Source organism: Alkaliphilus crotonatoxidans, from assembly GCF_054658015.1.
Genome location: NZ_BAAHXS010000004.1, coordinates 224,641 through 248,340, shown reverse-complemented (window position 1 = coordinate 248,340; position 23,700 = coordinate 224,641). Strand labels below are relative to the sequence as shown.

Below are 23,700 nucleotides of genomic sequence, written 5' to 3'. Positions count from 1 at the left end.
GTTTTTATATTATATATTGATATCCTTAATTGATTTACCCAGACCATAGAGTAAAAAGGTTGAAATAACCGATACAATTCCCTGGGCCAGGGCTCTGCCTGGAATTAAGACTAAAAAGCCTGTACCATAAAGCTGAGAAAGCCAATAGCTGTTTAGCCCCAGGGAAACAATGATATAAACCAAAAGATTAGAAGCCCCAATGGTGATGAATGAAAATCGTTTTTGAGGACATATCATTGCCACAAGGCCGGGAATAACACAGGTTAGGGCTGAACTTAGGGTAAAGCCAGGATGAAAGGCTCCCTGTGAAAGGATCAGAACCCCCAGTAAATCACTGATGATTCCCGTTAAAGCCCCTGCCAAGGGCCCCAGCAACATACCGGAAAAAACCAACGGGATGCTTCCAAAGCCCAAGCGAATGGTTCCACCCGCCAGCATAATAGAGGCAAAGCGAGTAAGGATAATATTTAAAGCAGCTAAAAAAGATGCCATCACCAGCTTTTTCGTTGTCATTCTGCCCCTGATCAATGCTCGATGGGTTTCATTTTGAGAGATTCCCATAAGAACACCTCCTTTCTCTTAAGTTAGGCATAGGCCCCACACCTAAGAGAAATAGAATGAATCTCCCAAATGTGACAGCGGACGCGGTATTACATCGCGAATAAAAACTATTCTTCGTTTAGGAGCAACTTCCCATCTCCTAACACTTAACGCGTAATACCTACTCTGCCTACCATTCCATCATATAATGAACCAGTTATTCTGTAAATACTCAACCAGAAACAGGCAAAAATAATTTGTTATATGCTGTAGAAGAAGTTAATTTAAACTGGAATCAGAATACTTTTAATTAAATCAGTTGAAGCATGAAGCCATTTGCCCAAACCAGTATTCAGCTCAAGCCAATAAATGATCAGGCCAAAAAGCAGGGCAGGAATAGTGGTAATTATGGTGGCCCAAAGGGCTGAGCGACGGTCAATTGCCAGTAGGGGCAGTAGTGCATCACCATCCTGTGAAATAGCATTGGCAAACAGGGCTGCAAAGGGAACCAGTCCCCTGGAAAATAGTGCAACAAAAATGATCTGAGGCCCGCAGCCAGGAATCAACCCAACAGCTGCACCAATTATAATTGATAAAACCCCTGTTGCCAATAGGGCTGATTCAATAAGCTGTTCACCTGCAGCATAGTCTCCACTCCCCATGGCCAATACTAAAAATTCGTAGGCCAGAAATCCAATAAATACCCAGGTAATGACAAAAGCAGTGTCCTGAGCATTGTGAATAAAGGTTTCCTTTAGGCTCATCAGCTTTAGCTCAGCCTCTTCATGGGTGTCGTCCTGTAAGAACTTTTTTCCCATAACCATCATGGCGATAGAAAAAATTGTTCCTGTTACGCCAAAAATCAGGCCTAAATTAGGTATAAAAAGCTCATTTACATCCACCTGTAGTAAAAGTAAAACACCCAAAATTAATCCAATAAAAATAAAACCCCAGTAGAGATAATAGGCACCATGGGTAAATTTATATCCTAGGGTATTTTGCTCCTGGTGGCCCTTTAAGCTATGGTGAAGCATTAAATCCAGCTCATCACCCTCTTGATGGCCGATGTGGTCAATGCTTGTCTTGTCTCCCTTTCCCATCAAGGTCAATTCATGTTGATGAACGTGGTGGTCAATGGCCTGATGCTTTTCCTTAACCGTTTCAGCTTTAAGTTTTCTTTCATTGTATCGGGTCAAAATAGTATCACCAATAGAGGTCTTATCTACCAGGTATCCGGTGATAATGGCTACAATCAATGATAGAATACTCACCAATATATATTGAATTGGGTTGCTGGCAATTAAAACAAAGGCAGAATCCCCCATGGTTGCTATCAAAGTGGCAATTACGGTTCCAAAGGTAACTACCTTTTTAAAATATAGCGGCATGACAAATATTGCACCACCGCAGCCGGGGGTTAATCCCAACAGGGCCCCGATAATGGGCTGCCATTTTTTTGATTTTTCAATGGTAGCTATGAAACTTCCAGACATTTTATAATTAATAAAGCCAAATATAATCAAAACACTTCCAACAAAGGCGCCTACCTCAAGGAAGGCGCCTTCCGCACTGTCTAATATTAGTTGAAGCAGCTGCAAGTTAATCCCTCCTTTAGTCTTTCTTTAATTATACCCTGACTAAAGGAGCAGTAACATACTATTTTAGCTTTCTTTTATTAATAATATTTTCTCGTATTTCCTCATCCTGATGAATTTCAGAGGAGATTTCCCAATGAATGACATAGGTTAGTACCACCCTTAAAATAATAATGGCTGCCAACACCTTTATTTCACTCAAGGTACGAACCAAGATAGTCCTGAGAATTTCTCCCCCCAGCTTAAATTCCAATCCCAGGGCCAAGCCCTTGGCAATTTCAATTTTAATACATGTATCATTGAATTTTAACTTTTGCCTGATGTAGTTAAAAAATCCCCGTATGCAGGAATAGGCAATAATAAATATTCCAATTCCCTCTAAAAGATAAATAATATAAATGGCAAATGTCTCAAGATAGTGCTCAATGTTGAAGCTCATCCTTTATCCTCCGGTAAATATCATTTTATTTTAGTATGCCCATATAATGTTGAAGCATGAAATTAAAAAAGTCTAATTAACCCCATTACAATCAAAATGATTCCGGGAACGACGGCGGTTCGTTCTCCCAGGTGTATACCCAAATAACGCTTTCCCAGGTGTATGCCAAATAGAAGCAGTATAAAATTCATAATGGCTGCAATCAATAAGGTCAATACAATAGCGGCAATAGAGGTAATTGAAAGGGCAATACCCACTGCCAGGGAATCAACCGCCAGGGCAAAGCCGAGTATTACGGCCTCTTTAATATCAATAACACCAGAAATATCCAGGTCTATTTGAGTCGGGTCCCTTAAAATATTAATAGCAATCCCCAGAGATTTTATACTGATGGTGGCAATGGCAGTAGCCTCTGCTAAGCTCTCCCTTGGATAACGATGATTCAGATAACCCTGAATTAAATACCATATACCAATTAATAAAATAATAAAAGAACCTAAAAGGTCGGTAGATCTTGGGGGCAGAAACCTGCTTAAGAAATTGCCTGCAAAAAAACCACATCCCAATAATAAAACAGAAATGAAATTTAGGACGACAATTGATCGCAGGGGTACTTTGATACGTTTGATTCCAAAGGCTACACCAACACTAAAGCTATCTATACTAACGGCCGCTGCAATGAAGAAAGCCTGTAGCATAAGAACCCTCCTTTTGTCATTATTGACTACAATATGTAAAAAAAACAATAAAGGTACCAATCAATATTTGCTAAAGGCCATAAGGAGCTTATAATTACAGGCATAATTTAATTTTTTATAGACATTTAAGAGGTGTTGAATAAATACAAGTATAGTAAAACATCTGTAATCATGTAAAATAGAGGGTAAGTTGCATATTTATAAATGACCCATTTTCGTATAGGGAATTTTCTAACATAATAAGTCATTGAATACTAAGCAGGAAAGTTCTTATTTTATATATCAATAACTAACTTAAAGAGTAGATATAATATATTTCAACAACCCATTGGGTTAAAGAATATCTATAATATAAGAGCAGTAGCATAATTACTTTTTAGACTTGTTGTTAATGGAATTTTATGATATTGTATAAATGACAAAATAATATGACCTTCAGGGCAGGGTGAAATTCCCGACCGGCGGTAACGCGTATGCGAAGCCCGCGAGCCGAAAGGCAGATCTGGTGTGATTCCAGAGCCGACAGTACAGTCTGGATGGAAGAAGGTAGAGAAGACAAAAATATCAAAAGCTAGTATTCAGCTATATATTTTTGTGTTTTCAGGATTAAATTAAAATTATCATGCCCTGGGGTTTATGCCTCAGGGCTTTTTATTTTGAATATTAAAGAGGTGAATTTAATGGATGAAAAAATGATGGAAAGGGCCCTTCAGTTGGCCGAAAGGGGATGGGGAAAAACCAGGCCTAACCCCCTGGTGGGGGCGGTTGTTGTGAGGGATCAACAGGTGATTTCTGAAGGCCATCATGATCGGTTTGGAGGAGACCATGCAGAGCTGGCGGCACTGAAAAAAATCGATTTCCAGGGGGAGGGGGCTACCCTTTACGTCAATCTTGAACCCTGCTCCCATCATGGAAAAACTCCCCCCTGTGTAGAGGCCATCATAAAATCTAAAATCAAACGGGTGGTGGTGGCCATGACAGATCCCAATCCCTTGGTGGCGGGTAACGGCATTAAACTTCTTAAAAACCATGGTATTGAAGTGACCCTTGGCGTATTGAGGCATCAAGCTGCCACATTAAATGAAATTTTTATCAAATATATTACCCAGAGAAAACCGTTTTGTATTTTAAAAACTGCCATGACCCTGGATGGGAAAATTGCCACAGTGACAGGAGACGCTAAATGGATTTCTGGTCAGAAATCCAGGGCCTACGTACATCATATTCGAAATCGGGTTTCAGGAATTATGGTGGGGGTCAATACAGTCATCGCTGATAATCCCATGCTCAACACTCGAAAATCCGGTCAAGAGGTGACGCACCCCACTAGAATTATTGTTGACAGCCATTGTCGTATCCCCTTAACCTCTCATGTTGTAACCACAGCCAAAGAACAGCCAACCATTATAGCATCCACAAGGGATGTTGATTCCCATCGAATTGCCCAGCTAAAGGAGCATCAGGTGGAGGTAATACAATTACCAAGTCGAAACGGACGGGTAGATCTGGTATCTCTAATGGCAGAGCTGGGAAAAAGGGAAATAGACAGTGTTCTCTTAGAGGGAGGCAGCACCTTAAATGGCAGCGCATTGGAAGCATCTATAGTCGATAAAATTATGGTTTTTGTTGCTCCTAAAATTCTGGGAGGGGAAAGGGCCCCTACACCAGTTGGCGGTAATGGCATTAAGCAGGTTATTGACGCCATTCAACTGGAAAATATAACAGTAAAAAGCTATGCAGAGGATATATTGATAGAAGCCTATGTAGAAGGGAGAGACAATAATGTTCACAGGGATTATTGAGGAAATCGGAACAATTAATAGACTATCTCGAAATGGTGATGGAGCCAGGCTGTTAATCAATGCAAAAAAAGTTCTTAACGATGTAAAGCTAGGTGACAGCATAGCAACCAATGGAGTCTGTTTGACGGTAACTGCCTATAATAGCCATAGCTTTCAGGTGGATGTTATGGCAGAAACCATGAGAAGAAGCAATCTGAGATATTTAAAGGTGGGTAGTCCTGTCAATTTAGAGCGGGCCCTAAGGCTGGGTTCAAGGCTGGGCGGCCATTGGGTCACCGGACATATTGATGATATGGGAACTATTGTATCCTTTCAACAGGAGCATAATGCCCAGTGGATCACCATAAAGCCCCCAAAGACCCTGGTGCGGTATATGATTCTTAAAGGTTCTATCGCCATAGATGGTGTCAGCCTTACTATTCAATATGTCGATTCAGAGGAATTTAAAGTATCCATTATTCCCCATACAAAGGATGAGACCCTTCTGCTTCGTAAAAAAATAGGAGATTCAGTAAACCTGGAATGTGATCTGATCGGAAAGTACGTAGAAAAGCTGATAAAAGTTCAAACAGAGGAAAAGAGTCAAAATAGCGGGCTTACCATGGAAGTGCTAACTCAAAATGGGTTTAATTAATGAAAGAAGGAGGTCAATTATGACATATCAATTCAATACGATTGAGGAAGCCATCGAAGATATTAAAAAAGGAAAGATGATTGTTGTCATTGATGATGAAGACCGGGAAAATGAAGGAGATTTAGTGGCGGCAGCGGAAGTAATCACACCTGAGATGATAAATTTTATGGCTCAATATGGCAGAGGCTTAATATGTCTCCCCATGACGCCGGAACGTTTAAGTGAGCTGGAGCTACCCCAAATGGTGACACGAAACACCGATGATTTTGGAACCGCCTTTACTGTTTCCATAGATGCAGCCGAGACCACCACAGGCATATCAGCCCATGAGCGGGCCCTAACAATTCAAAGGGCAGTGGCCTCCGGCGTAAAGCCCGTTGACTTTAAGCGACCTGGCCATGTTTTTCCCCTGGCAGCCAAGGCTGGTGGCGTATTAACAAGGGCTGGACATACCGAGGCGGCTGTTGATTTAGCAAGGCTGGCAGGATTTTATCCAGCAGGTGTTATTTGTGAAATTATGAATGAGGACGGCACCATGGCCAGGGTACCACAATTGATGGAATTTATTCGAAGGCATAAGCTGAAGCTGATTACCATAGCTGATCTAATCGCTTATCGCAGAAGGCATGAACAAATCATAAAGCGTGTAACAAGTGCTGCGATGCCAACTAAATTCGGAGATTTTAGAATTTATGGCTATGAAAATAAGCTGAATCAAGAGCATCATGTGGCCTTGGTGAAGGGGGAGATCAGTGGTGATGAGCCCATACTAGTCAGGGTCCATTCAGAATGCCTTACAGGTGATGCCTTTGGCTCTTTAAGGTGCGATTGCGGAGACCAATTGAACAAGGCTATGAAAGCCATCGAGGCAAAAGGGCAGGGAGTATTGCTGTATATGAGACAGGAGGGAAGGGGCATTGGCTTAATTAATAAGCTAAAGGCATATCATTTGCAAGATCAAGGCTACGATACGGTGGAAGCCAATTTGGCCCTGGGATTTCCTGCGGATATGAGGGATTATGGGATAGGTGCTCAAATTTTAAAGGACCTGGGAGTTAAAAAGATCAGACTAATGACTAATAATCCAAGAAAATTAGCGGGTCTTACCGGATATGATCTTGAGATCGTTGACAGAGTACCTATTGAAATGAATCATCATGAAAAAAATGAACATTATCTAAGAGTTAAGCAACAAAAATTAGGACATATGCTTAAATTTAAGGAGGGAAAATAATGAGTGTATATGAGGGAAAATTAATTGCAACTGGGTTGAAAATGGGAATAGTTGTAGGCAGATTTAATGAATTGATTAGTAGCAAGCTGCTGTCAGGAGCAATTGATGCATTCCAAAGACATGGGGGAGACAAGGAGGATATTGATATCGTATGGGTTCCAGGGGCCTTTGAGATTCCTGTAGCCGCAAAAAAAATGGCTAAATCAGGGAGATACGATTCAGTAATTTGCCTGGGAGCAATTATTCGAGGGGCCACACCTCATTTTGATTTTGTTTCAAATGAAGCAGCAAAGGGAGTCGCTGTAGTTGGCTTAGAAACCGAAATACCAACGATATTTGGAGTGTTAACGGTAGACACCATTGAGCAGGCTATTGAAAGGGCAGGTACAAAGCAAGGTAATAAAGGATTTGAGGCAGCAGTTACAGCAATTGAAATGGCCAATCTATTTAGGGAGCTTTAAGCTCCCTTCGATTTATTAAAATATTGAGAAAATTGCATAGACATAATATAATAAAAAAAGTATATACAAAAAGGTTCGATTTTGATATGATTTTATCAAAAAGATGCAAGTTAACGAATTAGGAGGAAAATATAATGCAGAAGTCGGCAGAACTTAAACTACAGGGTCAAGAGGCAGCAAGACAAGAGGTCTGCAGTTTTCCAAAGGTCAGTGAAAAGGTTAAATTTAATGTGATGTATGGCTATGGGCTGGTGATCCTGCTATCAGCTTTTATTTTCAACACACCAGCTGAAATAATGACAGGGCTTGCTAGAATATTACTCGATCCCAGTACTTTAGTTTCAGATTATATGAAGATAGGAAACATTGGTGCCGCCTTTTTTAACAGCGGGATTCTAATCCTAGTCTCGGTCTATGTTGTTAAAAAAAGCAAAGTAAACATGAATGGAATTGCCATTGCTGCGGTTTTTACTGTAGGAGGTTTTGCCCTTTTTGGGAAAAATCTAATCAATGTATGGGCCATTATACTGGGGGTCTATTTATACAGTCTTTATAGGAAAGAAAATTTCGGAAAGTATATTATTGCTGCCCTTTTTGGCACAGCCCTGGGCCCCTTGGTAAGTCAAATTAGTTTTGGTTTTACTTTGAATCCCGTCCAATCAATTATAGCGGGAAATATATTAGGTATTATTGCCGGCTTCATGGTGGCACCCCTGGCTGCTCATTTTGTCAAGTTTCATCAGGGCTTTAACCTATATAATATTGGATTTACGGCAGGAATGATAGGTACTTTGTTCATGGCTGTTTTAAGGGCCTTTGGCTTAGAAAATGAAAGGAAAACCGTACTGTTGGAGGGGCATAACTTAAGCCTGGGAATTTATCTCGGAATATTCTTTGTATCCATGCTGGTACTGGGCTTTTTCTTTAATATGAAATCCTTCAAGGGCTTCAATAGCCTTACCAAAAGGGTTGGTAGGGCACCAGAAGATTTTATTTTATTAGACGGCTTTGGAACAACGTTAATTAATATGGCGCTTCTTGGTTTGATCAGTACCCTGTATATTTTGGCCGTTAAAGGGCAGCTTAATGGACCCACCATTGGAGGTGTGTTAACCATTGTTGGCTTTGGAGCCTATGGAAAGCACGTAAAAAATGTCATACCCGTTATGGCGGGGGTATTACTTGCCGCTTTTTTAATGACATGGGAAATTAATAGTATTGGAGCTCTTTTGGCGGCCTTATTTGGCACGACCCTGGCACCAATAGCAGGTCAGTTCGGTTGGAAGGGCGGCTTGGCAGCAGGATTTCTCCACATGGCTATGGTGATGAATGTAGGAGGACTTCATGGAGGCATGAACCTGTATAATAACGGTTTCTCAGGAGGAATAGTGGCTGCCATCCTTGTACCTGTATTAGAAAATTTAAAAAGGGAGGAATGATATGGAACAAGATAAATTGAAGGTTTTAAAAATCGTTAATGAATTGGCTATACACTGCATGGCCCTTGGCGCAAGCCATTTAGAAATTACAATAAGCAATATAGATAATGATCAGGAAAAGAAAAAGGCCTGCTTAAAATGCAGCATTACACATCTTGATCAGGTGGAATTGGAAAAACTGAAGGAACAGTTGGCCGTATCCCGTCAAGAGGAATTTGAAGATTATTTGTGGGGACTGGCAGGTCAAAGTCTTGACTATCGAAGACTTAATCTTGTAGGAATGATGATAGATTATGCAGATGTCACCTATGAGGATTCAATATTAAAGATCACCATCTATAGGTAGCTTCCGGTAGACAAGCGGCTAAATGATTTACATCAGAAAAGATAGATTTTAAATTAATTAGATTAATTAAAAATTATATAAGATGCTTCTATTTTGAATATGCGGGGCCGCCTTTACTTTGGTTTTTTAGAAAAATTGGAATAAAAAACCTGTTGAAAGGAAAGTATAAAAGTGATATATTAATCAAGCTGTCTGTTGAACATCAGCAAAGGATCATTGTATACTGCTTATAGATGGTATCGTCCCTAATACATCATTTTTTAATAATGATAATAGAGACGATAAAAAATTTCAAAAAAAGCCTTGACAGCATGGCAGAATAAATGATATGATGTTTAAGTTGTCGCTTTAAGACAGCCGAGGCCTTGGGCCTTGAATTTACAGGTCTTTGAAAACTGAACAGTATAGATATTAAGCCAGCATATAAAAGTCATTTTAAAATGACACCCAGAAATTTTTTTGATTAAGAGTTTGATCCTGGCTCAGGATGAACGCTGGCGGCGTGCCTAACACATGCAAGTCGAGCGGGCTGACGCTCAACACTGAGAATTCAGTATTTTGTCTAAATAGCCAGCGTCAAGGACGGAAGTATGGAGTCCTTCACGCGTTATTTAAGTGACAACACATGTTGTAAAGTGAACTGAATTTTGAGTGTTGAGCGGAAGCTAGCGGCGGACGGGTGAGTAACGCGTGGGCAACCTGCCCTGTACTGAGGGACAACAACGGGAAACCGTTGCTAATACCTCATAATACCTTTTAAAGGCATCTTTTTAAGGTCAAAGATTTATCGGTACAGGATGGGCCCGCGTCTGATTAGCTAGTTGGTGGGGTAATGGCCCACCAAGGCGACGATCAGTAGCCGACCTGAGAGGGTGATCGGCCACACTGGAACTGAGACACGGTCCAGACTCCTACGGGAGGCAGCAGTGGGGAATATTGCACAATGGGCGAAAGCCTGATGCAGCAACGCCGCGTGAGCGATGAAGGCCTTCGGGTCGTAAAGCTCTGTCCTAAGGGAAGAAATTTGACGGTACCTTGGGAGGAAGCCCCGGCTAACTACGTGCCAGCAGCCGCGGTAATACGTAGGGGGCAAGCGTTATCCGGAATCACTGGGCGTAAAGGGTGCGTAGGCGGTCTTACAAGTCAGGGGTGAAAGGCTACGGCTCAACCGTAGTAAGCCTTTGAAACTGTAGGACTTGAGTGCAGGAGAGGAAAGTGGAATTCCTAGTGTAGCGGTGAAATGCGTAGATATTAGGAGGAACACCAGTGGCGAAGGCGACTTTCTGGACTGTAACTGACGCTGAGGCACGAAAGTGTGGGGAGCAAACAGGATTAGATACCCTGGTAGTCCACACCGTAAACGATGAGTGCTAGGTGTTGGGGGTCAAACCTCAGTGCCGCAGCTAACGCATTAAGCACTCCGCCTGGGGAGTACGCTCGCAAGAGTGAAACTCAAAGGAATTGACGGGGACCCGCACAAGCAGCGGAGCATGTGGTTTAATTCGAAGCAACGCGAAGAACCTTACCTGGACTTGACATCCCTCGGACCACTCCTTAATCGGAGTTTTCCCTTCGGGGACTGAGGAGACAGGTGGTGCATGGTTGTCGTCAGCTCGTGTCGTGAGATGTTGGGTTAAGTCCCGCAACGAGCGCAACCCTTGTCTTTAGTTGCCAGCAGTTCGGCTGGGCACTCTAGAGAGACTGCCGGGGATAACTCGGAGGAAGGTGGGGATGACGTCAAATCATCATGCCCCTTATGTTCAGGGCTACACACGTGCTACAATGGCCGATACAAAGGGCAGCGAAGGAGTAATCTGAAGCCAATCCCATAAAGTCGGTCCCAGTTCGGATTGTGGGCTGAAACTCGCCCACATGAAGTTGGAGTTGCTAGTAATCGCGAATCAGAATGTCGCGGTGAATGCGTTCCCGGGTCTTGTACACACCGCCCGTCACACCATGGGAGTCGGAAGCACCCGAAGCCAGCTATCTAACCGTAAGGAGGAAGCTGTCGAAGGTGAAGTCGATGACTGGGGTGAAGTCGTAACAAGGTAGCCGTATCGGAAGGTGCGGCTGGATCACCTCCTTTCTAAGGAGCTTAGGCTTAAGCTATACTGTTTAGTTTTGAAAGACTTTAAGCAGATGGCCGAAAGTTAAAATAACTTTCGTGGCAGTCCGCTTAGTTAAAAATTCTGGAATTCATAACAATAGTTTTGATGCAATACAAATGAATGGAAGAATTTTTAACATCATAAAAAACCTGGGGGCGTAGCTCAGTTGGGAGAGCACCTGCCTTGCAAGCAGGGGGTCAGGAGTTCGACTCTCCTCGTCTCCACCATTGTTCCTTGAAAACTGCACAATGTTTAAAAGTAAAGCTGAGAATAATACACAGCGTAAGCTGTTGTATGCATCAATTACTCTTTAAGTTAATGTTGATCATTAACTGAACGATTATTAGCATGGTCAAGCTAATAAGGGCAGAGGGTGGATGCCTTGGCACCAGGAGCCGACGAAGGACGTGGTAAGCTGCGATAAGCATCGGGGAGCTGCAAGCAAGCTTTGATCCGGTGATTTCCGAATGGGGAAACCCACTTGAAGTAATGTTCAAGTATCATTTACTGAATCCATAGGTAAATGAAGGTAGACCAGGGGAACTGAAACATCTAAGTACCCTGAGGAAGAGAAAGAAAAATCGATTCCCTTAGTAGCGGCGAGCGAAATGGGATGAGCCCAAACCGATAGGGTTTACTCTATCGGGGTTGCGGACACAGTCTTAAGAAGGCGGCTATTGTAATAGAAGAGGTCTGGAAGGGCCCACCATAGAAGGTAATAGTCCTGTATATGAAACAAGAAGGCCTTTGACTGTGCTCCAGAGTACCACGGGACACGTGAAACCCTGTGGGAAGCTGGGGGGACCACCCCCCAAGGCTAAATACTACCTGGTGACCGATAGCGCATAGTACCGTGAGGGAAAGGTGAAAAGAACCCCGGAAGGGGAGTGAAATAGAACCTGAAACCCTTTGCTTACAAGCTGTGGGAGCACTTTTTATGTGTGACCGCGTACTTTTTGTAGAACGGGCCAACGAGTTATGGTATGAAGCAAGGTTAAGCACTTCAGGTGCGAAGCCGTAGCGAAAGCGAGTCTTAACTGGGCGCTTAGTTTCATGCCATAGACCCGAAACCAGGCGACCTACCCATGGACAGGATGAAGCGGAAGTAAAATTTCGTGGAGGTCCGAACCGATTGACGTTGAAAAGTCACCGGATGAGCTGTGGGTAGCGGTGAAATTCCAATCGAGCTTGGAGATAGCTGGTTCTCGCCGAAATAGCTTTAGGGCTAGCCTCAGGTTTAGAGATGCGGAGGTAGAGCACTGAATGGTCTAGGGGCCTTCACCGGTTACCAAAACCTATCAAACTCCGAATGCCGTTATCTTTTACCTGGGAGTCAGACTGCGAGTGATAAGATCCGTAGTCAAGAGGGAAACAGCCCAGACCATCAGCTAAGGTCCCTAAGTATACGTTAAGTGGAAAAGGATGTGGAGTTGCACAGACAACCAGGATGTTGGCTTAGAAGCAGCCACTCATTTAAAGAGTGCGTAATAGCTCACTGGTCGAGTGATTCTGCGCCGAAAATGTCCGGGGCTCAAACGTATCACCGAAGCTATGGATGCTGACGTAATCATTAGTACTTTTATGATCCAATGCTGACGCATGAGGACATTTAGCGAAAACAAACTTAGCCATCCGCTAGGATTAAATCAATGTTTTCGCCAAATACCTTAAGCTCAAAGCTATTTATGAAAGTAGTAATGATTACGTCAGCGTGGTAGGCGAGCATTCTGTAAGGGTTGAAGCTGTACCGGAAGGAGCAGTGGACTTTACAGAAGAGAGAATGTTGGCATGAGTAACGAGAGGCAGGTGAGAATCCTGCCCGTCGAAAACCTAAGGTTTCCTGAGGAAGGTTCGTCCGCTCAGGGTTAGTCGGGACCTAAGCCGAGGCCGAAGGGCGTAGGCGATGGACAACAGGTTGAGATTCCTGTACCACCTGTAATCGCTTGAGAGATGGGGTGACACAGTAGGATAGGTCATGCGCACCGTTGGTTGTGTGCGTCTAAGCTGGTAGGGAGTTAGGATAGGCAAATCCGTCTTAACATATCCTGAGAAGTGATGGGGAGCGAAATTTAAGTAGCGAACTGATTGATTCCACACTGTCAAGAAAAGCCTCTATCGAGATTATTAGGTGCCCGTACCGCAAACCGACACAGGTAGGTGAGGAGAGAATCCTAAGACGAACGGGAGAACTATTGTTAAGGAACTCGGCAAAATGACCCCGTAACTTCGGGAGAAGGGGTGCCGGAATAGGTGAAGGATTTACTCCGTAAGCCTGATCCGGCCGCAGAGAATAGGCCCAAGCGACTGTTTAGCAAAAACATAGGTCTCTGCTAAGTCGAAAGACGACGTATAGGGGCTGACGCCTGCCCGGTGCTGGAAGGTTAAGGGGAAGTGTTAGGGCAACCAAAGCACAGAACTTAAGCCCCAGTAAACGGCGGCCGTAACTATAACGGTCCTAAGGTAGCGAAATTCCTTGTCGGGTAAGTTCCGACCCGCACGAAAGGCGTAACGATTTGGGCACTGTCTCAACAATAGACCCGGTGAAATTGTAATACCAGTGAAGATGCTGGTTACCCGCGACAGGACGGAAAGACCCCGTGGAGCTTTACTGTAGCTTGACATTGGATTTTGGTACTACATGTACAGGATAGGTGGGAGACTTAGAAGCCAGAACGCCAGTTTTGGTGGAGTCATCCTTGGGATACCACTCTTGTAGTACTGAAGTTCTAACCATAGACCGTGAATCCGGTCTTGGGACACTGTCAGGTGGGCAGTTTGACTGGGGCGGTCGCCTCCTAAAAAGTAACGGAGGCGCCCAAAGGTTCCCTCAGCACGGTCGGAAATCGTGCGTAGAGTGCAAAGGCATAAGGGAGCTTGATTGCGAGACATACAGGTCGAGCAAGGACGAAAGTCGGGCTTAGTGATCCGGTGGTTCCGAGTGGAAGGGCCATCGCTCAACGGATAAAAGCTACCCCGGGGATAACAGGCTTATCTCCCCCAAGAGTCCACATCGACGGGGAGGTTTGGCACCTCGATGTCGGCTCATCACATCCTGGGGCTGTATTAGGTCCCAAGGGTTGGGCTGTTCGCCCATTAAAGTGGTACGCGAGCTGGGTTCAGAACGTCGTGAGACAGTTCGGTCCCTATCCGTCGCGGGCGTAGGAAATTTGAGAGGAGCTGTCCTTAGTACGAGAGGACCGGGATGGACATACCTCTGGTGTACCAGTTGTTCTGCCAAGGGCATCGCTGGGTAGCTATGTATGGCAGGGATAAGTGCTGAAGGCATCTAAGCACGAAGCCCCCCTCAAGATAAGATTTCCCATCCGAAAGGAGTAAGACCCCAGACAGACTATCTGGTTGATAGGTCGGAGGTGTAAGTGCAGTAATGTACTGAGCTGACCGATACTAATAGGTCGAGGGCTTGACCAAAAAATATATTCAGCTTACTTGACATTGTGTGGTTTTGAGGGAATATAAGCAGATGGCCGAAATTTATAATTTTGTGGCAGTCGCTTAGTTAAAAATTAAGTTGCTCATATCCTTAGGTTTATGATATACTAGATGAGCTAATTAATTTTCAACCTCAAAAATTTAATTAAAAAATGCCGTGACAATAGCGAAGGGGTCACACCTGTTCCCATCCCGAACACAGTAGTTAAGCCCTTCTGCGCTGATGGTACTTGGAGGGCAGCCTCCTGGGAGAGTAGGACGTTGCGGCATGAATGTTCCAGAGTAGCTCAATGGTGGAGCACCCGGCTGTTAACCGGTAGGTTGGAGGTTCGAGTCCTCTCTCTGGAGCCAAAGCATGGCCCCTTGGTCAAGCGGTTAAGACACCGCCCTTTCACGGCGGTAACAGGGGTTCGATTCCCCTAGGGGTCACCATCATTTAGATTTGAGAAATGAGAAGTTGGAAGTCAGAAAGAGATTTTATTGGGCGCATAGCTCAGCTGGGAGAGCACCTGCCTTACAAGCAGGGGGTCACAGGTTCGATCCCTGTTGTGCCCACCATATTTGAATTTGTAAACAACATGTATTATGGCCCGGTAGTTCAGTTGGTTAGAATGCCAGCCTGTCACGCTGGAGGTCGAGGGTTCGAGTCCCTTCCGGGTCGCCATATTAATTTAATATGCTGGTGTAGCTCAACTGGTAGAGCAGCTGACTTGTAATCAGCAGGTTGCGGGTTCGAGTCCCATCACCAGCTCCATAAGTGGAGGGATTCCCGAGTGGCCAAAGGGGGCAGACTGTAAATCTGTTGTCGACGACTTCGAAGGTTCGAATCCTTCTCCCTCCACCATTTAAAAATACATGCGGGTGTGGCGGAATTGGCAGACGCACTAGACTTAGGATCTAGCGGGCGACCGTGGGGGTTCAAGTCCCTCCACCCGCACCATAAAAGAAAAATCACTTCGATATATGCGGAAGTGGCTCAGTGGTAGAGCATCGCCTTGCCAAGGCGAGGGTCGCGGGTTCGAGTCCCGTCTTCCGCTCCATTAAATGTGACTCATTAGCTCAGCTGGTAGAGCACCTGACTCTTAATCAGGGTGTCCAGGGTTCGATCCCCTGATGGGTCACCATTTGAAAAGCAATATCAGTAATATCGCGGGGTGGAGCAGTTGGTAGCTCGTCGGGCTCATAACCCGAAGGTCACAGGTTCAAGTCCTGTCCCCGCAACCAAATTTATATAATTAACTTTATCAATCGCTTTCTTTTTATAAAATAAAAGAAGCGATAAAAAAATCTTTAAAATCACTTGACAAGAAACGTCAAAAGTGATATAGTATAAAAGTCGCCACTTGAGGGCGAAGGGGCCTAAGGCCTTGGATTTACAGGTCTTTGAAAACTGAACAGTATAGATATTAAGCCAGCATATAAAAGTCATTTTAAAATGACACCCAGAAATTTTTTTGATTAAGAGTTTGATCCTGGCTCAGGATGAACGCTGGCGGCGTGCCTAACACATGCAAGTCGAGCGGGCTGACGCTCAACACTGAGAATTCAGTATTTTGTCTAAATAGCCAGCGTCAAGGACGGAAGTATGGAGTCCTTCACGCGTTATTTAAGTGACAACACATGTTGTAAAGTGAACTGAATTTTGAGTGTTGAGCGGAAGCTAGCGGCGGACGGGTGAGTAACGCGTGGGCAACCTGCCCTGTACTGAGGGACAACAACGGGAAACCGTTGCTAATACCTCATAATACCTTTTAAAGGCATCTTTTTAAGGTCAAAGATTTATCGGTACAGGATGGGCCCGCGTCTGATTAGCTAGTTGGTGGGGTAATGGCCCACCAAGGCGACGATCAGTAGCCGACCTGAGAGGGTGATCGGCCACACTGGAACTGAGACACGGTCCAGACTCCTACGGGAGGCAGCAGTGGGGAATATTGCACAATGGGCGAAAGCCTGATGCAGCAACGCCGCGTGAGCGATGAAGGCCTTCGGGTCGTAAAGCTCTGTCCTAAGGGAAGAAATTTGACGGTACCTTGGGAGGAAGCCCCGGCTAACTACGTGCCAGCAGCCGCGGTAATACGTAGGGGGCAAGCGTTATCCGGAATCACTGGGCGTAAAGGGTGCGTAGGCGGTCTTACAAGTCAGGGGTGAAAGGCTACGGCTCAACCGTAGTAAGCCTTTGAAACTGTAGGACTTGAGTGCAGGAGAGGAAAGTGGAATTCCTAGTGTAGCGGTGAAATGCGTAGATATTAGGAGGAACACCAGTGGCGAAGGCGACTTTCTGGACTGTAACTGACGCTGAGGCACGAAAGTGTGGGGAGCAAACAGGATTAGATACCCTGGTAGTCCACACCGTAAACGATGAGTGCTAGGTGTTGGGGGTCAAACCTCAGTGCCGCAGCTAACGCATTAAGCACTCCGCCTGGGGAGTACGCTCGCAAGAGTGAAACTCAAAGGAATTGACGGGGACCCGCACAAGCAGCGGAGCATGTGGTTTAATTCGAAGCAACGCGAAGAACCTTACCTGGACTTGACATCCCTCGGACCACTCCTTAATCGGAGTTTTCCCTTCGGGGACTGAGGAGACAGGTGGTGCATGGTTGTCGTCAGCTCGTGTCGTGAGATGTTGGGTTAAGTCCCGCAACGAGCGCAACCCTTGTCTTTAGTTGCCAGCAGTTCGGCTGGGCACTCTAGAGAGACTGCCGGGGATAACTCGGAGGAAGGTGGGGATGACGTCAAATCATCATGCCCCTTATGTTCAGGGCTACACACGTGCTACAATGGCCGATACAAAGGGCAGCGAAGGAGTAATCTGAAGCCAATCCCATAAAGTCGGTCCCAGTTCGGATTGTGGGCTGAAACTCGCCCACATGAAGTTGGAGTTGCTAGTAATCGCGAATCAGAATGTCGCGGTGAATGCGTTCCCGGGTCTTGTACACACCGCCCGTCACACCATGGGAGTCGGAAGCACCCGAAGCCAGCTATCTAACCGTAAGGAGGAAGCTGTCGAAGGTGAAGTCGATGACTGGGGTGAAGTCGTAACAAGGTAGCCGTATCGGAAGGTGCGGCTGGATCACCTCCTTTCTAAGGAGCTTAGGCTTAAGCTATACTGTTTAGTTTTGAAAGACCTTTAAGCAGATGGCCGAAAGTTCAAAATGAACTTTCGTGGCAGTCCCGCTTAGTTAAAAATTCTGGAATTCATAACAATCAGCTTGTTGATCGCAATACAAATGAATCGGAAGAATGTGGTTAACGAGTCCACTAAGAACACCTGGGGGCGTAGCTCAGTTGGGAGAGCACCTGCCTTGCAAGCAGGGGGTCAGGAGTTCGACTCTCGCTCCGTCTCCACCGATTGTTCCTTGAAAACTGCACAATGTTTAAAAGTAAAGCTGAGAATAATACACAGCGTAAGCTGTTGTATGCATCAATTACTCTTTAAGTTAATGTTGATCATTAACTGAACGATTATTAGCATGGTCAAGCTAATAAGGGCAGAGGGTGGATGCCTTGGCACCAGGAGCCGACGAAGGACGTGGTAAGCTGCGATAAGCATCGGGGAGCTGCAAGCAAGCTTTGATCCGGTGATTTCCGAATGGGGAAACCCACTTGAAGTAATGTTCAAGTATCATTTACTGAATCCATAGGTAAATGAAGGTAGACCAGGGGAACTGAAACATCTAAGTACCCTGAGGAAGAGAAAGAAAAATCGATTCCCTTAGTAGCGGCGAGCGAAATGGGATGAGCCCAAACCGATAGGGTTTACTCTATCGGGGTTGCGGACACAGTCTTAAGAAGGCGGCTATTGTAATAGAAGAGGTCTGGAAGGGCCCACCATAGAAGGTAATAGTCCTGTATATGAAACAAGAAGGCCTTTGACTGTGCTCCAGAGTACCACGGGACACGTGAAACCCTGTGGGAAGCTGGGGGGACCACCCCCCAAGGCTAAATACTACCTGGTGACCGATAGCGCATAGTACCGTGAGGGAAAGGTGAAAAGAACCCCGGAAGGGGAGTGAAATAGAACCTGAAACCCTTTGCTTACAAGCTGTGGGAGCACTTTTTATGTGTGACCGCGTACTTTTTGTAGAACGGGCCAACGAGTTATGGTATGAAGCAAGGTTAAGCACTTCAGGTGCGAAGCCGTAGCGAAAGCGAGTCTTAACTGGGCGCTTAGTTTCATGCCATAGACCCGAAACCAGGCGACCTACCCATGGACAGGATGAAGCGGAAGTAAAATTTCGTGGAGGTCCGAACCGATTGACGTTGAAAAGTCACCGGATGAGCTGTGGGTAGCGGTGAAATTCCAATCGAGCTTGGAGATAGCTGGTTCTCGCCGAAATAGCTTTAGGGCTAGCCTCAGGTTTAGAGATGCGGAGGTAGAGCACTGAATGGTCTAGGGGCCTTCACCGGTTACCAAAACCTATCAAACTCCGAATGCCGTTATCTTTTACCTGGGAGTCAGACTGCGAGTGATAAGATCCGTAGTCAAGAGGGAAACAGCCCAGACCATCAGCTAAGGTCCCTAAGTATACGTTAAGTGGAAAAGGATGTGGAGTTGCACAGACAACCAGGATGTTGGCTTAGAAGCAGCCACTCATTTAAAGAGTGCGTAATAGCTCACTGGTCGAGTGATTCTGCGCCGAAAATGTCCGGGGCTCAAACGTATCACCGAAGCTATGGATGCTGACGTAATCATTAGTACTTTTATGATCCAATGCTGACGCATGAGGACATTTAGCGAAAACAAACTTAGCCATCCGCTAGGATTAAATCAATGTTTTCGCCAAATACCTTAAGCTCAAAGCTATTTATGAAAGTAGTAATGATTACGTCAGCGTGGTAGGCGAGCATTCTGTAAGGGTTGAAGCTGTACCGGAAGGAGCAGTGGACTTTACAGAAGAGAGAATGTTGGCATGAGTAACGAGAGGCAGGTGAGAATCCTGCCCGTCGAAAACCTAAGGTTTCCTGAGGAAGGTTCGTCCGCTCAGGGTTAGTCGGGACCTAAGCCGAGGCCGAAGGGCGTAGGCGATGGACAACAGGTTGAGATTCCTGTACCACCTGTAATCGCTTGAGAGATGGGGTGACACAGTAGGATAGGTCATGCGCACCGTTGGTTGTGTGCGTCTAAGCTGGTAGGGAGTTAGGATAGGCAAATCCGTCTTAACATATCCTGAGAAGTGATGGGGAGCGAAATTTAAGTAGCGAACTGATTGATTCCACACTGTCAAGAAAAGCCTCTATCGAGATTATTAGGTGCCCGTACCGCAAACCGACACAGGTAGGTGAGGAGAGAATCCTAAGACGAACGGGAGAACTATTGTTAAGGAACTCGGCAAAATGACCCCGTAACTTCGGGAGAAGGGGTGCCGGAATAGGTGAAGGATTTACTCCGTAAGCCTGATCCGGCCGCAGAGAATAGGCCCAAGCGACTGTTTAGCAAAAACATAGGTCTCTGCTAAGTCGAAAGACGACGTATAGGGGCTGACGCCTGCCCGGTGCTGGAAGGTTAAGGGGAAGTGTTAGGGCAACCAAAGCACAGAACTTAAGCCCCAGTAAACGGCGGCCGTAACTATAACGGTCCTAAGGTAGCGAAATTCCTTGTCGGGTAAGTTCCGACCCGCACGAAAGGCGTAACGATTTGGGCACTGTCTCAACAATAGACCCGGTGAAATTGTAATACCAGTGAAGATGCTGGTTACCCGCGACAGGACGGAAAGACCCCGTGGAGCTTTACTGTAGCTTGACATTGGATTTTGGTACTACATGTACAGGATAGGTGGGAGACTTAGAAGCCAGAACGCCAGTTTTGGTGGAGTCATCCTTGGGATACCACTCTTGTAGTACTGAAGTTCTAACCATAGACCGTGAATCCGGTCTTGGGACACTGTCAGGTGGGCAGTTTGACTGGGGCGGTCGCCTCCTAAAAAGTAACGGAGGCGCCCAAAGGTTCCCTCAGCACGGTCGGAAATCGTGCGTAGAGTGCAAAGGCATAAGGGAGCTTGATTGCGAGACATACAGGTCGAGCAAGGACGAAAGTCGGGCTTAGTGATCCGGTGGTTCCGAGTGGAAGGGCCATCGCTCAACGGATAAAAGCTACCCCGGGGATAACAGGCTTATCTCCCCCAAGAGTCCACATCGACGGGGAGGTTTGGCACCTCGATGTCGGCTCATCACATCCTGGGGCTGTATTAGGTCCCAAGGGTTGGGCTGTTCGCCCATTAAAGTGGTACGCGAGCTGGGTTCAGAACGTCGTGAGACAGTTCGGTCCCTATCCGTCGCGGGCGTAGGAAATTTGAGAGGAGCTGTCCTTAGTACGAGAGGACCGGGATGGACATACCTCTGGTGTACCAGTTGTTCTGCCAAGGGCATCGCTGGGTAGCTATGTATGGCAGGGATAAGTGCTGAAGGCATCTAAGCACGAAGCCCCCCTCAAGATAAGATTTCCCATCCGAAAGGAGTAAGACCCCAGACAGACTATCTGGTTGATAGGTCGGAGGTGTAAGTGCAGTAATGTACTGAGCTGACCGATACTAATAGGTCGAGGGCTTGACCAAAAAAATATATTCAGCTTACTTGACATTGTGTGGTTTTGAGGGAATATAAGCAGATGGCCGAAATTTATAATTTCGTGGCAGTCGCTTAGTTAAAAATTAAGTTGCTCATATCCTTAGGTTTATGATATACTAGATGAGCTAATTAATTTTTAACCTCAAAAATTTAATTAAAAAAATGCCGTGACAATAGCGAAGGGGTCACACCTGTTCCCATCCCGAACACAGTAGTTAAGCCCTTCTGCGCTGATGGTACTTGGAGGGCAGCCTCCTGGGAGAGTAGGACGTTGCGGCATGAATGTTCCAGAGTAGCTCAATGGTGGAGCACCCGGCTGTTAACCGGTAGGTTGGAGGTTCGAGTCCTCTCTCTGGAGCCAAACGTGCCGAAGTGGCGGAACTGGCAGACGCACAGGACTTAAAATCCTGCGGTCCCTCAAGACCGTACCGGTTCGATTCCGGTCTTCGGCACCATATTTCAGTGACTTAAAAAATGGCGGCATAGCTCAGCTGGCTAGAGCGTTCGGTTCATACCCGAAAGGTCACAGGTTCGATTCCTGTTGCCGCTACCAATTTTGTTGTGGGCGCATAGCTCAGCTGGGAGAGCACCTGCCTTACAAGCAGGGGGTCACAGGTTCGATCCCTGTTGTGCCCACCATTTAAGTTCCACTTAGGTTATTGGTAAAAAGTAGATTTGACATTTAATAAAAATAATGATAAGATATATCTTGCGGCCTTATTTTAAACATGCGGGTGTAGTTCAGTGGTAGAACTTCAGCCTTCCAAGCTGACCGCGAGGGTTCGATTCCCTTCACCCGCTCCACTAAAAAATGTGCCCATAGCTCAGCAGGATAGAGCAACGGCCTTCTAAGCCGTGTGTCCGGGGTTCGAATCCCTGTGGGCACGCCATAAATATGTTGTTGGGATATAGCCAAGTCGGTAAGGCAACGGACTTTGACTCCGTCATTCGCAGGTTCGAGTCCTGCTATCCCAGCCATTCTGATCCATTAGCTCAGTCGGTAGAGCACCTGACTTTTAATCAGGGTGTCCCGCGTTCGAGTCGCGGATGGATCACCAATAAATTTTGGAGAGGTGTCCGAGTGGTTTAAGGAGCTGGTCTTGAAAACCAGTGACTCCGCAAGGGGCCGTGGGTTCGAATCCCACCCTCTCCGCCAGCATTAAATTTAAATTGGAGAAGTACTCAAGTAGGCTGAAGAGGACGGTTTGCTAAACCGTTAGGTCGTGTAAGCGGCGCGCGGGTTCGAATCCCGCCTTCTCCGCCAGTTTAACCGGGTGTAGCGCAGTTTGGTAGCGCACATGGTTTGGGACCATGGGGTCGGGAGTTCGAATCTCTCCACCCGGACCATATAGATTAGGGCCTTTAGCTCAGTTGGTTAGAGCATCCGGCTCATAACCGGCAGGTCCGGGGTTCGAGTCCCTGAAGGCCCACCATCTAATCTATTGTTTATTTAATTATTAATGAAGAAACTCTAAAGTAGGGGTGTAGTTCAGTTGGTAGAACAGTGGTCTCCAAAACCACGTGTCGTGGGTTCGAGTCCTGCCACCCCTGCCATTTAACCGGGTGTAGCGCAGTTTGGTAGCGCACATGGTTTGGGACCATGGGGTCGGGAGTTCGAATCTCTCCACCCGGACCATAGCAAGGATGTGGGCTTATAGCTCAGCAGGTTAGAGCGCACGCCTGATAAGCGTGAGGTCGGTAGTTCGAGTCTACTTAAGCCCACCATTTCTACAAGCCCAGATAGCTCAGTCGGTAGAGCAGAGGACTGAAAATCCTCGTGTCGGTGGTTCGATTCCGCCTCTGGGCACCAATGATATTTATCGCGGGGTGGAGCAGTTGGCAGCTCGTCGGGCTCATAACCCGGAGGTCGCAGGTTCAAGTCCTGCCCCCGCAACCACAAGGCCCCTTGGTCAAGCGGTTAAGACACCGCCCTTTCACGGCGGTAACAGGGGTTCGATTCCCCTAGGGGTCACCATTTTAAGAAATCAGAGGTCAAGTCACTTTTGACCTCTAGGATATGGGCGCATAGCTCAGCTGGGAGAGCACCTGCCTTACAAGCAGGGGGTCACAGGTTCGATCCCTGTTGTGCCCACCAAAGACAAAATTAGAAGTTAAGAATTTTTTTCTGGCTTCTAATCTTTCTATCTTAATTACTAAATATAGTGGCCCGGTAGTTCAGTTGGTTAGAATGCCAGCCTGTCACGCTGGAGGTCGAGGGTTCGAGTCCCTTCCGGGTCGCCATTAATGCGGGTGTAGTTCAGTGGTAGAACTTCAGCCTTCCAAGCTGACCGCGAGGGTTCGATTCCCTTCACCCGCTCCAATAATTTTTTTAAAAAGGCACTTGACATTGATAATAGAAGGTGCTAATATGAGTAATGTCGTAACGAGCT

Annotated in this window: 10 protein-coding genes, 33 tRNA genes, 6 rRNA genes and 2 riboswitches; of the genes, 45 read left to right on the top strand and 4 right to left on the bottom strand. The window is 46.0% G+C overall.

The window, feature by feature from the left end; genetic code table 11:
* Positions 1 to 9: 9 nt before the first annotated feature.
* From ACYQ1I_RS03730 to ytaF, 4 genes are all read right to left on the bottom strand, one after another.
* Positions 10 to 561 carry a folate family ECF transporter S component gene (locus ACYQ1I_RS03730; RefSeq protein WP_459762502.1) on the bottom strand — a complete coding sequence of 184 codons (552 nt, stop codon included), beginning with the start codon at positions 559 to 561 and terminating at the stop codon, positions 10 to 12.
* A gap of 73 nt (positions 562 to 634) precedes the next feature.
* Positions 635 to 731, bottom strand: a riboswitch (THF riboswitch).
* 93 nt (positions 732 to 824) lie between these two features.
* Complete coding sequence (locus ACYQ1I_RS03725) at positions 825 to 2,138, bottom strand: putative manganese transporter (RefSeq protein WP_459762500.1); 1,314 nt, start codon at positions 2,136 to 2,138, stop codon at positions 825 to 827.
* Between the two features lie 58 nt (positions 2,139 to 2,196).
* Positions 2,197 to 2,574, bottom strand: a complete 378-nt coding sequence (locus ACYQ1I_RS03720; RefSeq protein ID WP_459762498.1) for a DUF1622 domain-containing protein — start codon at positions 2,572 to 2,574, stop codon at positions 2,197 to 2,199.
* 62 nt (positions 2,575 to 2,636) lie between these two features.
* Positions 2,637 to 3,272, bottom strand: a complete 636-nt coding sequence (gene ytaF, locus ACYQ1I_RS03715) for a sporulation membrane protein YtaF (protein ID WP_459762496.1) — start codon at positions 3,270 to 3,272, stop codon at positions 2,637 to 2,639.
* A gap of 427 nt (positions 3,273 to 3,699) precedes the next feature.
* Positions 3,700 to 3,824: riboswitch (FMN riboswitch) on the top strand.
* A gap of 128 nt (positions 3,825 to 3,952) precedes the next feature.
* Between ytaF and ribD the strand changes: the two genes are divergently transcribed.
* From ribD to ACYQ1I_RS03490, 45 genes are all read left to right on the top strand, one after another.
* On the top strand, positions 3,953 to 5,074 hold the full coding sequence (ribD, locus tag ACYQ1I_RS03710) for a bifunctional diaminohydroxyphosphoribosylaminopyrimidine deaminase/5-amino-6-(5-phosphoribosylamino)uracil reductase RibD (protein WP_459762494.1): 1,122 nt from the start codon (positions 3,953 to 3,955) through the stop codon (positions 5,072 to 5,074).
* Positions 5,055 to 5,708 (top strand): riboflavin synthase, encoded by a 654-nt coding sequence (locus ACYQ1I_RS03705; protein WP_459762492.1) that lies wholly within the window; start codon positions 5,055 to 5,057, stop codon positions 5,706 to 5,708. The genes ribD and ACYQ1I_RS03705 overlap by 20 nt, the downstream gene beginning before the upstream one ends.
* A gap of 19 nt (positions 5,709 to 5,727) precedes the next feature.
* Positions 5,728 to 6,942 carry a bifunctional 3,4-dihydroxy-2-butanone-4-phosphate synthase/GTP cyclohydrolase II gene (locus tag ACYQ1I_RS03700; protein WP_459762491.1) on the top strand — a complete coding sequence of 405 codons (1,215 nt, stop codon included), beginning with the start codon at positions 5,728 to 5,730 and terminating at the stop codon, positions 6,940 to 6,942.
* Complete coding sequence (gene ribH, locus ACYQ1I_RS03695; RefSeq protein ID WP_459762489.1) at positions 6,942 to 7,403, top strand: 6,7-dimethyl-8-ribityllumazine synthase; 462 nt, start codon at positions 6,942 to 6,944, stop codon at positions 7,401 to 7,403. Before ACYQ1I_RS03700 ends, ribH begins: the two co-directional genes overlap by 1 nt.
* Before the next feature lie 134 nt (positions 7,404 to 7,537).
* Positions 7,538 to 8,842 carry a DUF1576 domain-containing protein gene (locus ACYQ1I_RS03690; protein ID WP_459762487.1) on the top strand — a complete coding sequence of 435 codons (1,305 nt, stop codon included), beginning with the start codon at positions 7,538 to 7,540 and terminating at the stop codon, positions 8,840 to 8,842.
* A gap of 1 nt (position 8,843) precedes the next feature.
* A complete protein-coding gene (locus ACYQ1I_RS03685) occupies positions 8,844 to 9,188 on the top strand; it encodes a hypothetical protein (protein ID WP_459762485.1) in 345 nt (114 codons plus the stop codon).
* 459 nt (positions 9,189 to 9,647) lie between these two features.
* Positions 9,648 to 11,274: ribosomal RNA gene (locus ACYQ1I_RS03680) — 16S ribosomal RNA — on the top strand.
* Positions 11,275 to 11,447: 173 nt separating this feature from the next.
* Positions 11,448 to 11,523: transfer RNA gene (locus ACYQ1I_RS03675), tRNA-Ala, on the top strand.
* 123 nt (positions 11,524 to 11,646) lie between these two features.
* A 23S ribosomal RNA gene (locus ACYQ1I_RS03670) occupies positions 11,647 to 14,725 on the top strand.
* A gap of 174 nt (positions 14,726 to 14,899) precedes the next feature.
* Positions 14,900 to 15,016, top strand: a 5S ribosomal RNA gene (gene rrf / locus ACYQ1I_RS03665).
* Positions 15,017 to 15,022: 6 nt separating this feature from the next.
* A tRNA-Asn gene (locus ACYQ1I_RS03660) sits at positions 15,023 to 15,097 on the top strand.
* 6 nt (positions 15,098 to 15,103) lie between these two features.
* Positions 15,104 to 15,178, top strand: a tRNA-Glu gene (locus ACYQ1I_RS03655).
* Between the two features lie 50 nt (positions 15,179 to 15,228).
* Positions 15,229 to 15,304: transfer RNA gene (locus tag ACYQ1I_RS03650), tRNA-Val, on the top strand.
* 29 nt (positions 15,305 to 15,333) lie between these two features.
* Positions 15,334 to 15,410: transfer RNA gene (locus ACYQ1I_RS03645), tRNA-Asp, on the top strand.
* 14 nt (positions 15,411 to 15,424) lie between these two features.
* Positions 15,425 to 15,500: transfer RNA gene (locus ACYQ1I_RS03640), tRNA-Thr, on the top strand.
* A 5-nt stretch (positions 15,501 to 15,505) separates the two neighbouring features.
* Positions 15,506 to 15,590, top strand: a tRNA-Tyr gene (locus ACYQ1I_RS03635).
* Between the two features lie 13 nt (positions 15,591 to 15,603).
* Positions 15,604 to 15,686: transfer RNA gene (locus ACYQ1I_RS03630), tRNA-Leu, on the top strand.
* Between the two features lie 25 nt (positions 15,687 to 15,711).
* Positions 15,712 to 15,786 (top strand) — tRNA-Gly (locus ACYQ1I_RS03625).
* An 8-nt stretch (positions 15,787 to 15,794) separates the two neighbouring features.
* A tRNA-Lys gene (locus ACYQ1I_RS03620) sits at positions 15,795 to 15,870 on the top strand.
* 24 nt (positions 15,871 to 15,894) lie between these two features.
* Positions 15,895 to 15,970 (top strand) — tRNA-Met (locus ACYQ1I_RS03615).
* A gap of 230 nt (positions 15,971 to 16,200) precedes the next feature.
* Positions 16,201 to 17,827, top strand: a 16S ribosomal RNA gene (locus ACYQ1I_RS03610).
* Positions 17,828 to 18,016: 189 nt separating this feature from the next.
* Positions 18,017 to 18,091, top strand: a tRNA-Ala gene (locus ACYQ1I_RS03605).
* A gap of 127 nt (positions 18,092 to 18,218) precedes the next feature.
* Positions 18,219 to 21,297, top strand: a 23S ribosomal RNA gene (locus tag ACYQ1I_RS03600).
* A 176-nt stretch (positions 21,298 to 21,473) separates the two neighbouring features.
* Positions 21,474 to 21,590, top strand: a 5S ribosomal RNA gene (gene rrf / locus ACYQ1I_RS03595).
* The 16S, 23S and 5S rRNA genes sit together here with 33 tRNA genes alongside, the layout of an rRNA operon.
* Positions 21,591 to 21,596: 6 nt before the next feature.
* Positions 21,597 to 21,671: transfer RNA gene (locus tag ACYQ1I_RS03590), tRNA-Asn, on the top strand.
* 5 nt (positions 21,672 to 21,676) lie between these two features.
* Positions 21,677 to 21,765, top strand: a tRNA-Leu gene (locus tag ACYQ1I_RS03585).
* A gap of 21 nt (positions 21,766 to 21,786) precedes the next feature.
* Positions 21,787 to 21,863 (top strand) — tRNA-Met (locus ACYQ1I_RS03580).
* Positions 21,864 to 21,873: 10 nt separating this feature from the next.
* A tRNA-Val gene (locus ACYQ1I_RS03575) sits at positions 21,874 to 21,949 on the top strand.
* Positions 21,950 to 22,040: 91 nt separating this feature from the next.
* Positions 22,041 to 22,114, top strand: a tRNA-Gly gene (locus tag ACYQ1I_RS03570).
* 9 nt (positions 22,115 to 22,123) lie between these two features.
* Positions 22,124 to 22,200: transfer RNA gene (locus tag ACYQ1I_RS03565), tRNA-Arg, on the top strand.
* Positions 22,201 to 22,212: 12 nt separating this feature from the next.
* A tRNA-Gln gene (locus ACYQ1I_RS03560) sits at positions 22,213 to 22,288 on the top strand.
* Between the two features lie 4 nt (positions 22,289 to 22,292).
* Positions 22,293 to 22,368 (top strand) — tRNA-Lys (locus ACYQ1I_RS03555).
* Positions 22,369 to 22,377: 9 nt separating this feature from the next.
* Positions 22,378 to 22,466, top strand: a tRNA-Ser gene (locus ACYQ1I_RS03550).
* A gap of 16 nt (positions 22,467 to 22,482) precedes the next feature.
* Positions 22,483 to 22,574, top strand: a tRNA-Ser gene (locus tag ACYQ1I_RS03545).
* A gap of 6 nt (positions 22,575 to 22,580) precedes the next feature.
* Positions 22,581 to 22,657, top strand: a tRNA-Pro gene (locus ACYQ1I_RS03540).
* Positions 22,658 to 22,666: 9 nt separating this feature from the next.
* Positions 22,667 to 22,743 (top strand) — tRNA-Ile (locus ACYQ1I_RS03535).
* Positions 22,744 to 22,788: 45 nt separating this feature from the next.
* A tRNA-Trp gene (locus ACYQ1I_RS03530) sits at positions 22,789 to 22,864 on the top strand.
* A 5-nt stretch (positions 22,865 to 22,869) separates the two neighbouring features.
* A tRNA-Pro gene (locus ACYQ1I_RS03525) sits at positions 22,870 to 22,946 on the top strand.
* Positions 22,947 to 22,958: 12 nt separating this feature from the next.
* A tRNA-Ile gene (locus ACYQ1I_RS03520) sits at positions 22,959 to 23,035 on the top strand.
* Between the two features lie 9 nt (positions 23,036 to 23,044).
* A tRNA-Phe gene (locus ACYQ1I_RS03515) sits at positions 23,045 to 23,120 on the top strand.
* An 11-nt stretch (positions 23,121 to 23,131) separates the two neighbouring features.
* Positions 23,132 to 23,207, top strand: a tRNA-Met gene (locus ACYQ1I_RS03510).
* A gap of 3 nt (positions 23,208 to 23,210) precedes the next feature.
* Positions 23,211 to 23,285 (top strand) — tRNA-Glu (locus ACYQ1I_RS03505).
* 44 nt (positions 23,286 to 23,329) lie between these two features.
* Positions 23,330 to 23,405, top strand: a tRNA-Val gene (locus ACYQ1I_RS03500).
* A gap of 69 nt (positions 23,406 to 23,474) precedes the next feature.
* A tRNA-Asp gene (locus ACYQ1I_RS03495) sits at positions 23,475 to 23,551 on the top strand.
* Between the two features lie 5 nt (positions 23,552 to 23,556).
* Positions 23,557 to 23,630 (top strand) — tRNA-Gly (locus tag ACYQ1I_RS03490).
* The last annotated feature ends 70 nt before the right edge of the window (positions 23,631 to 23,700 follow it).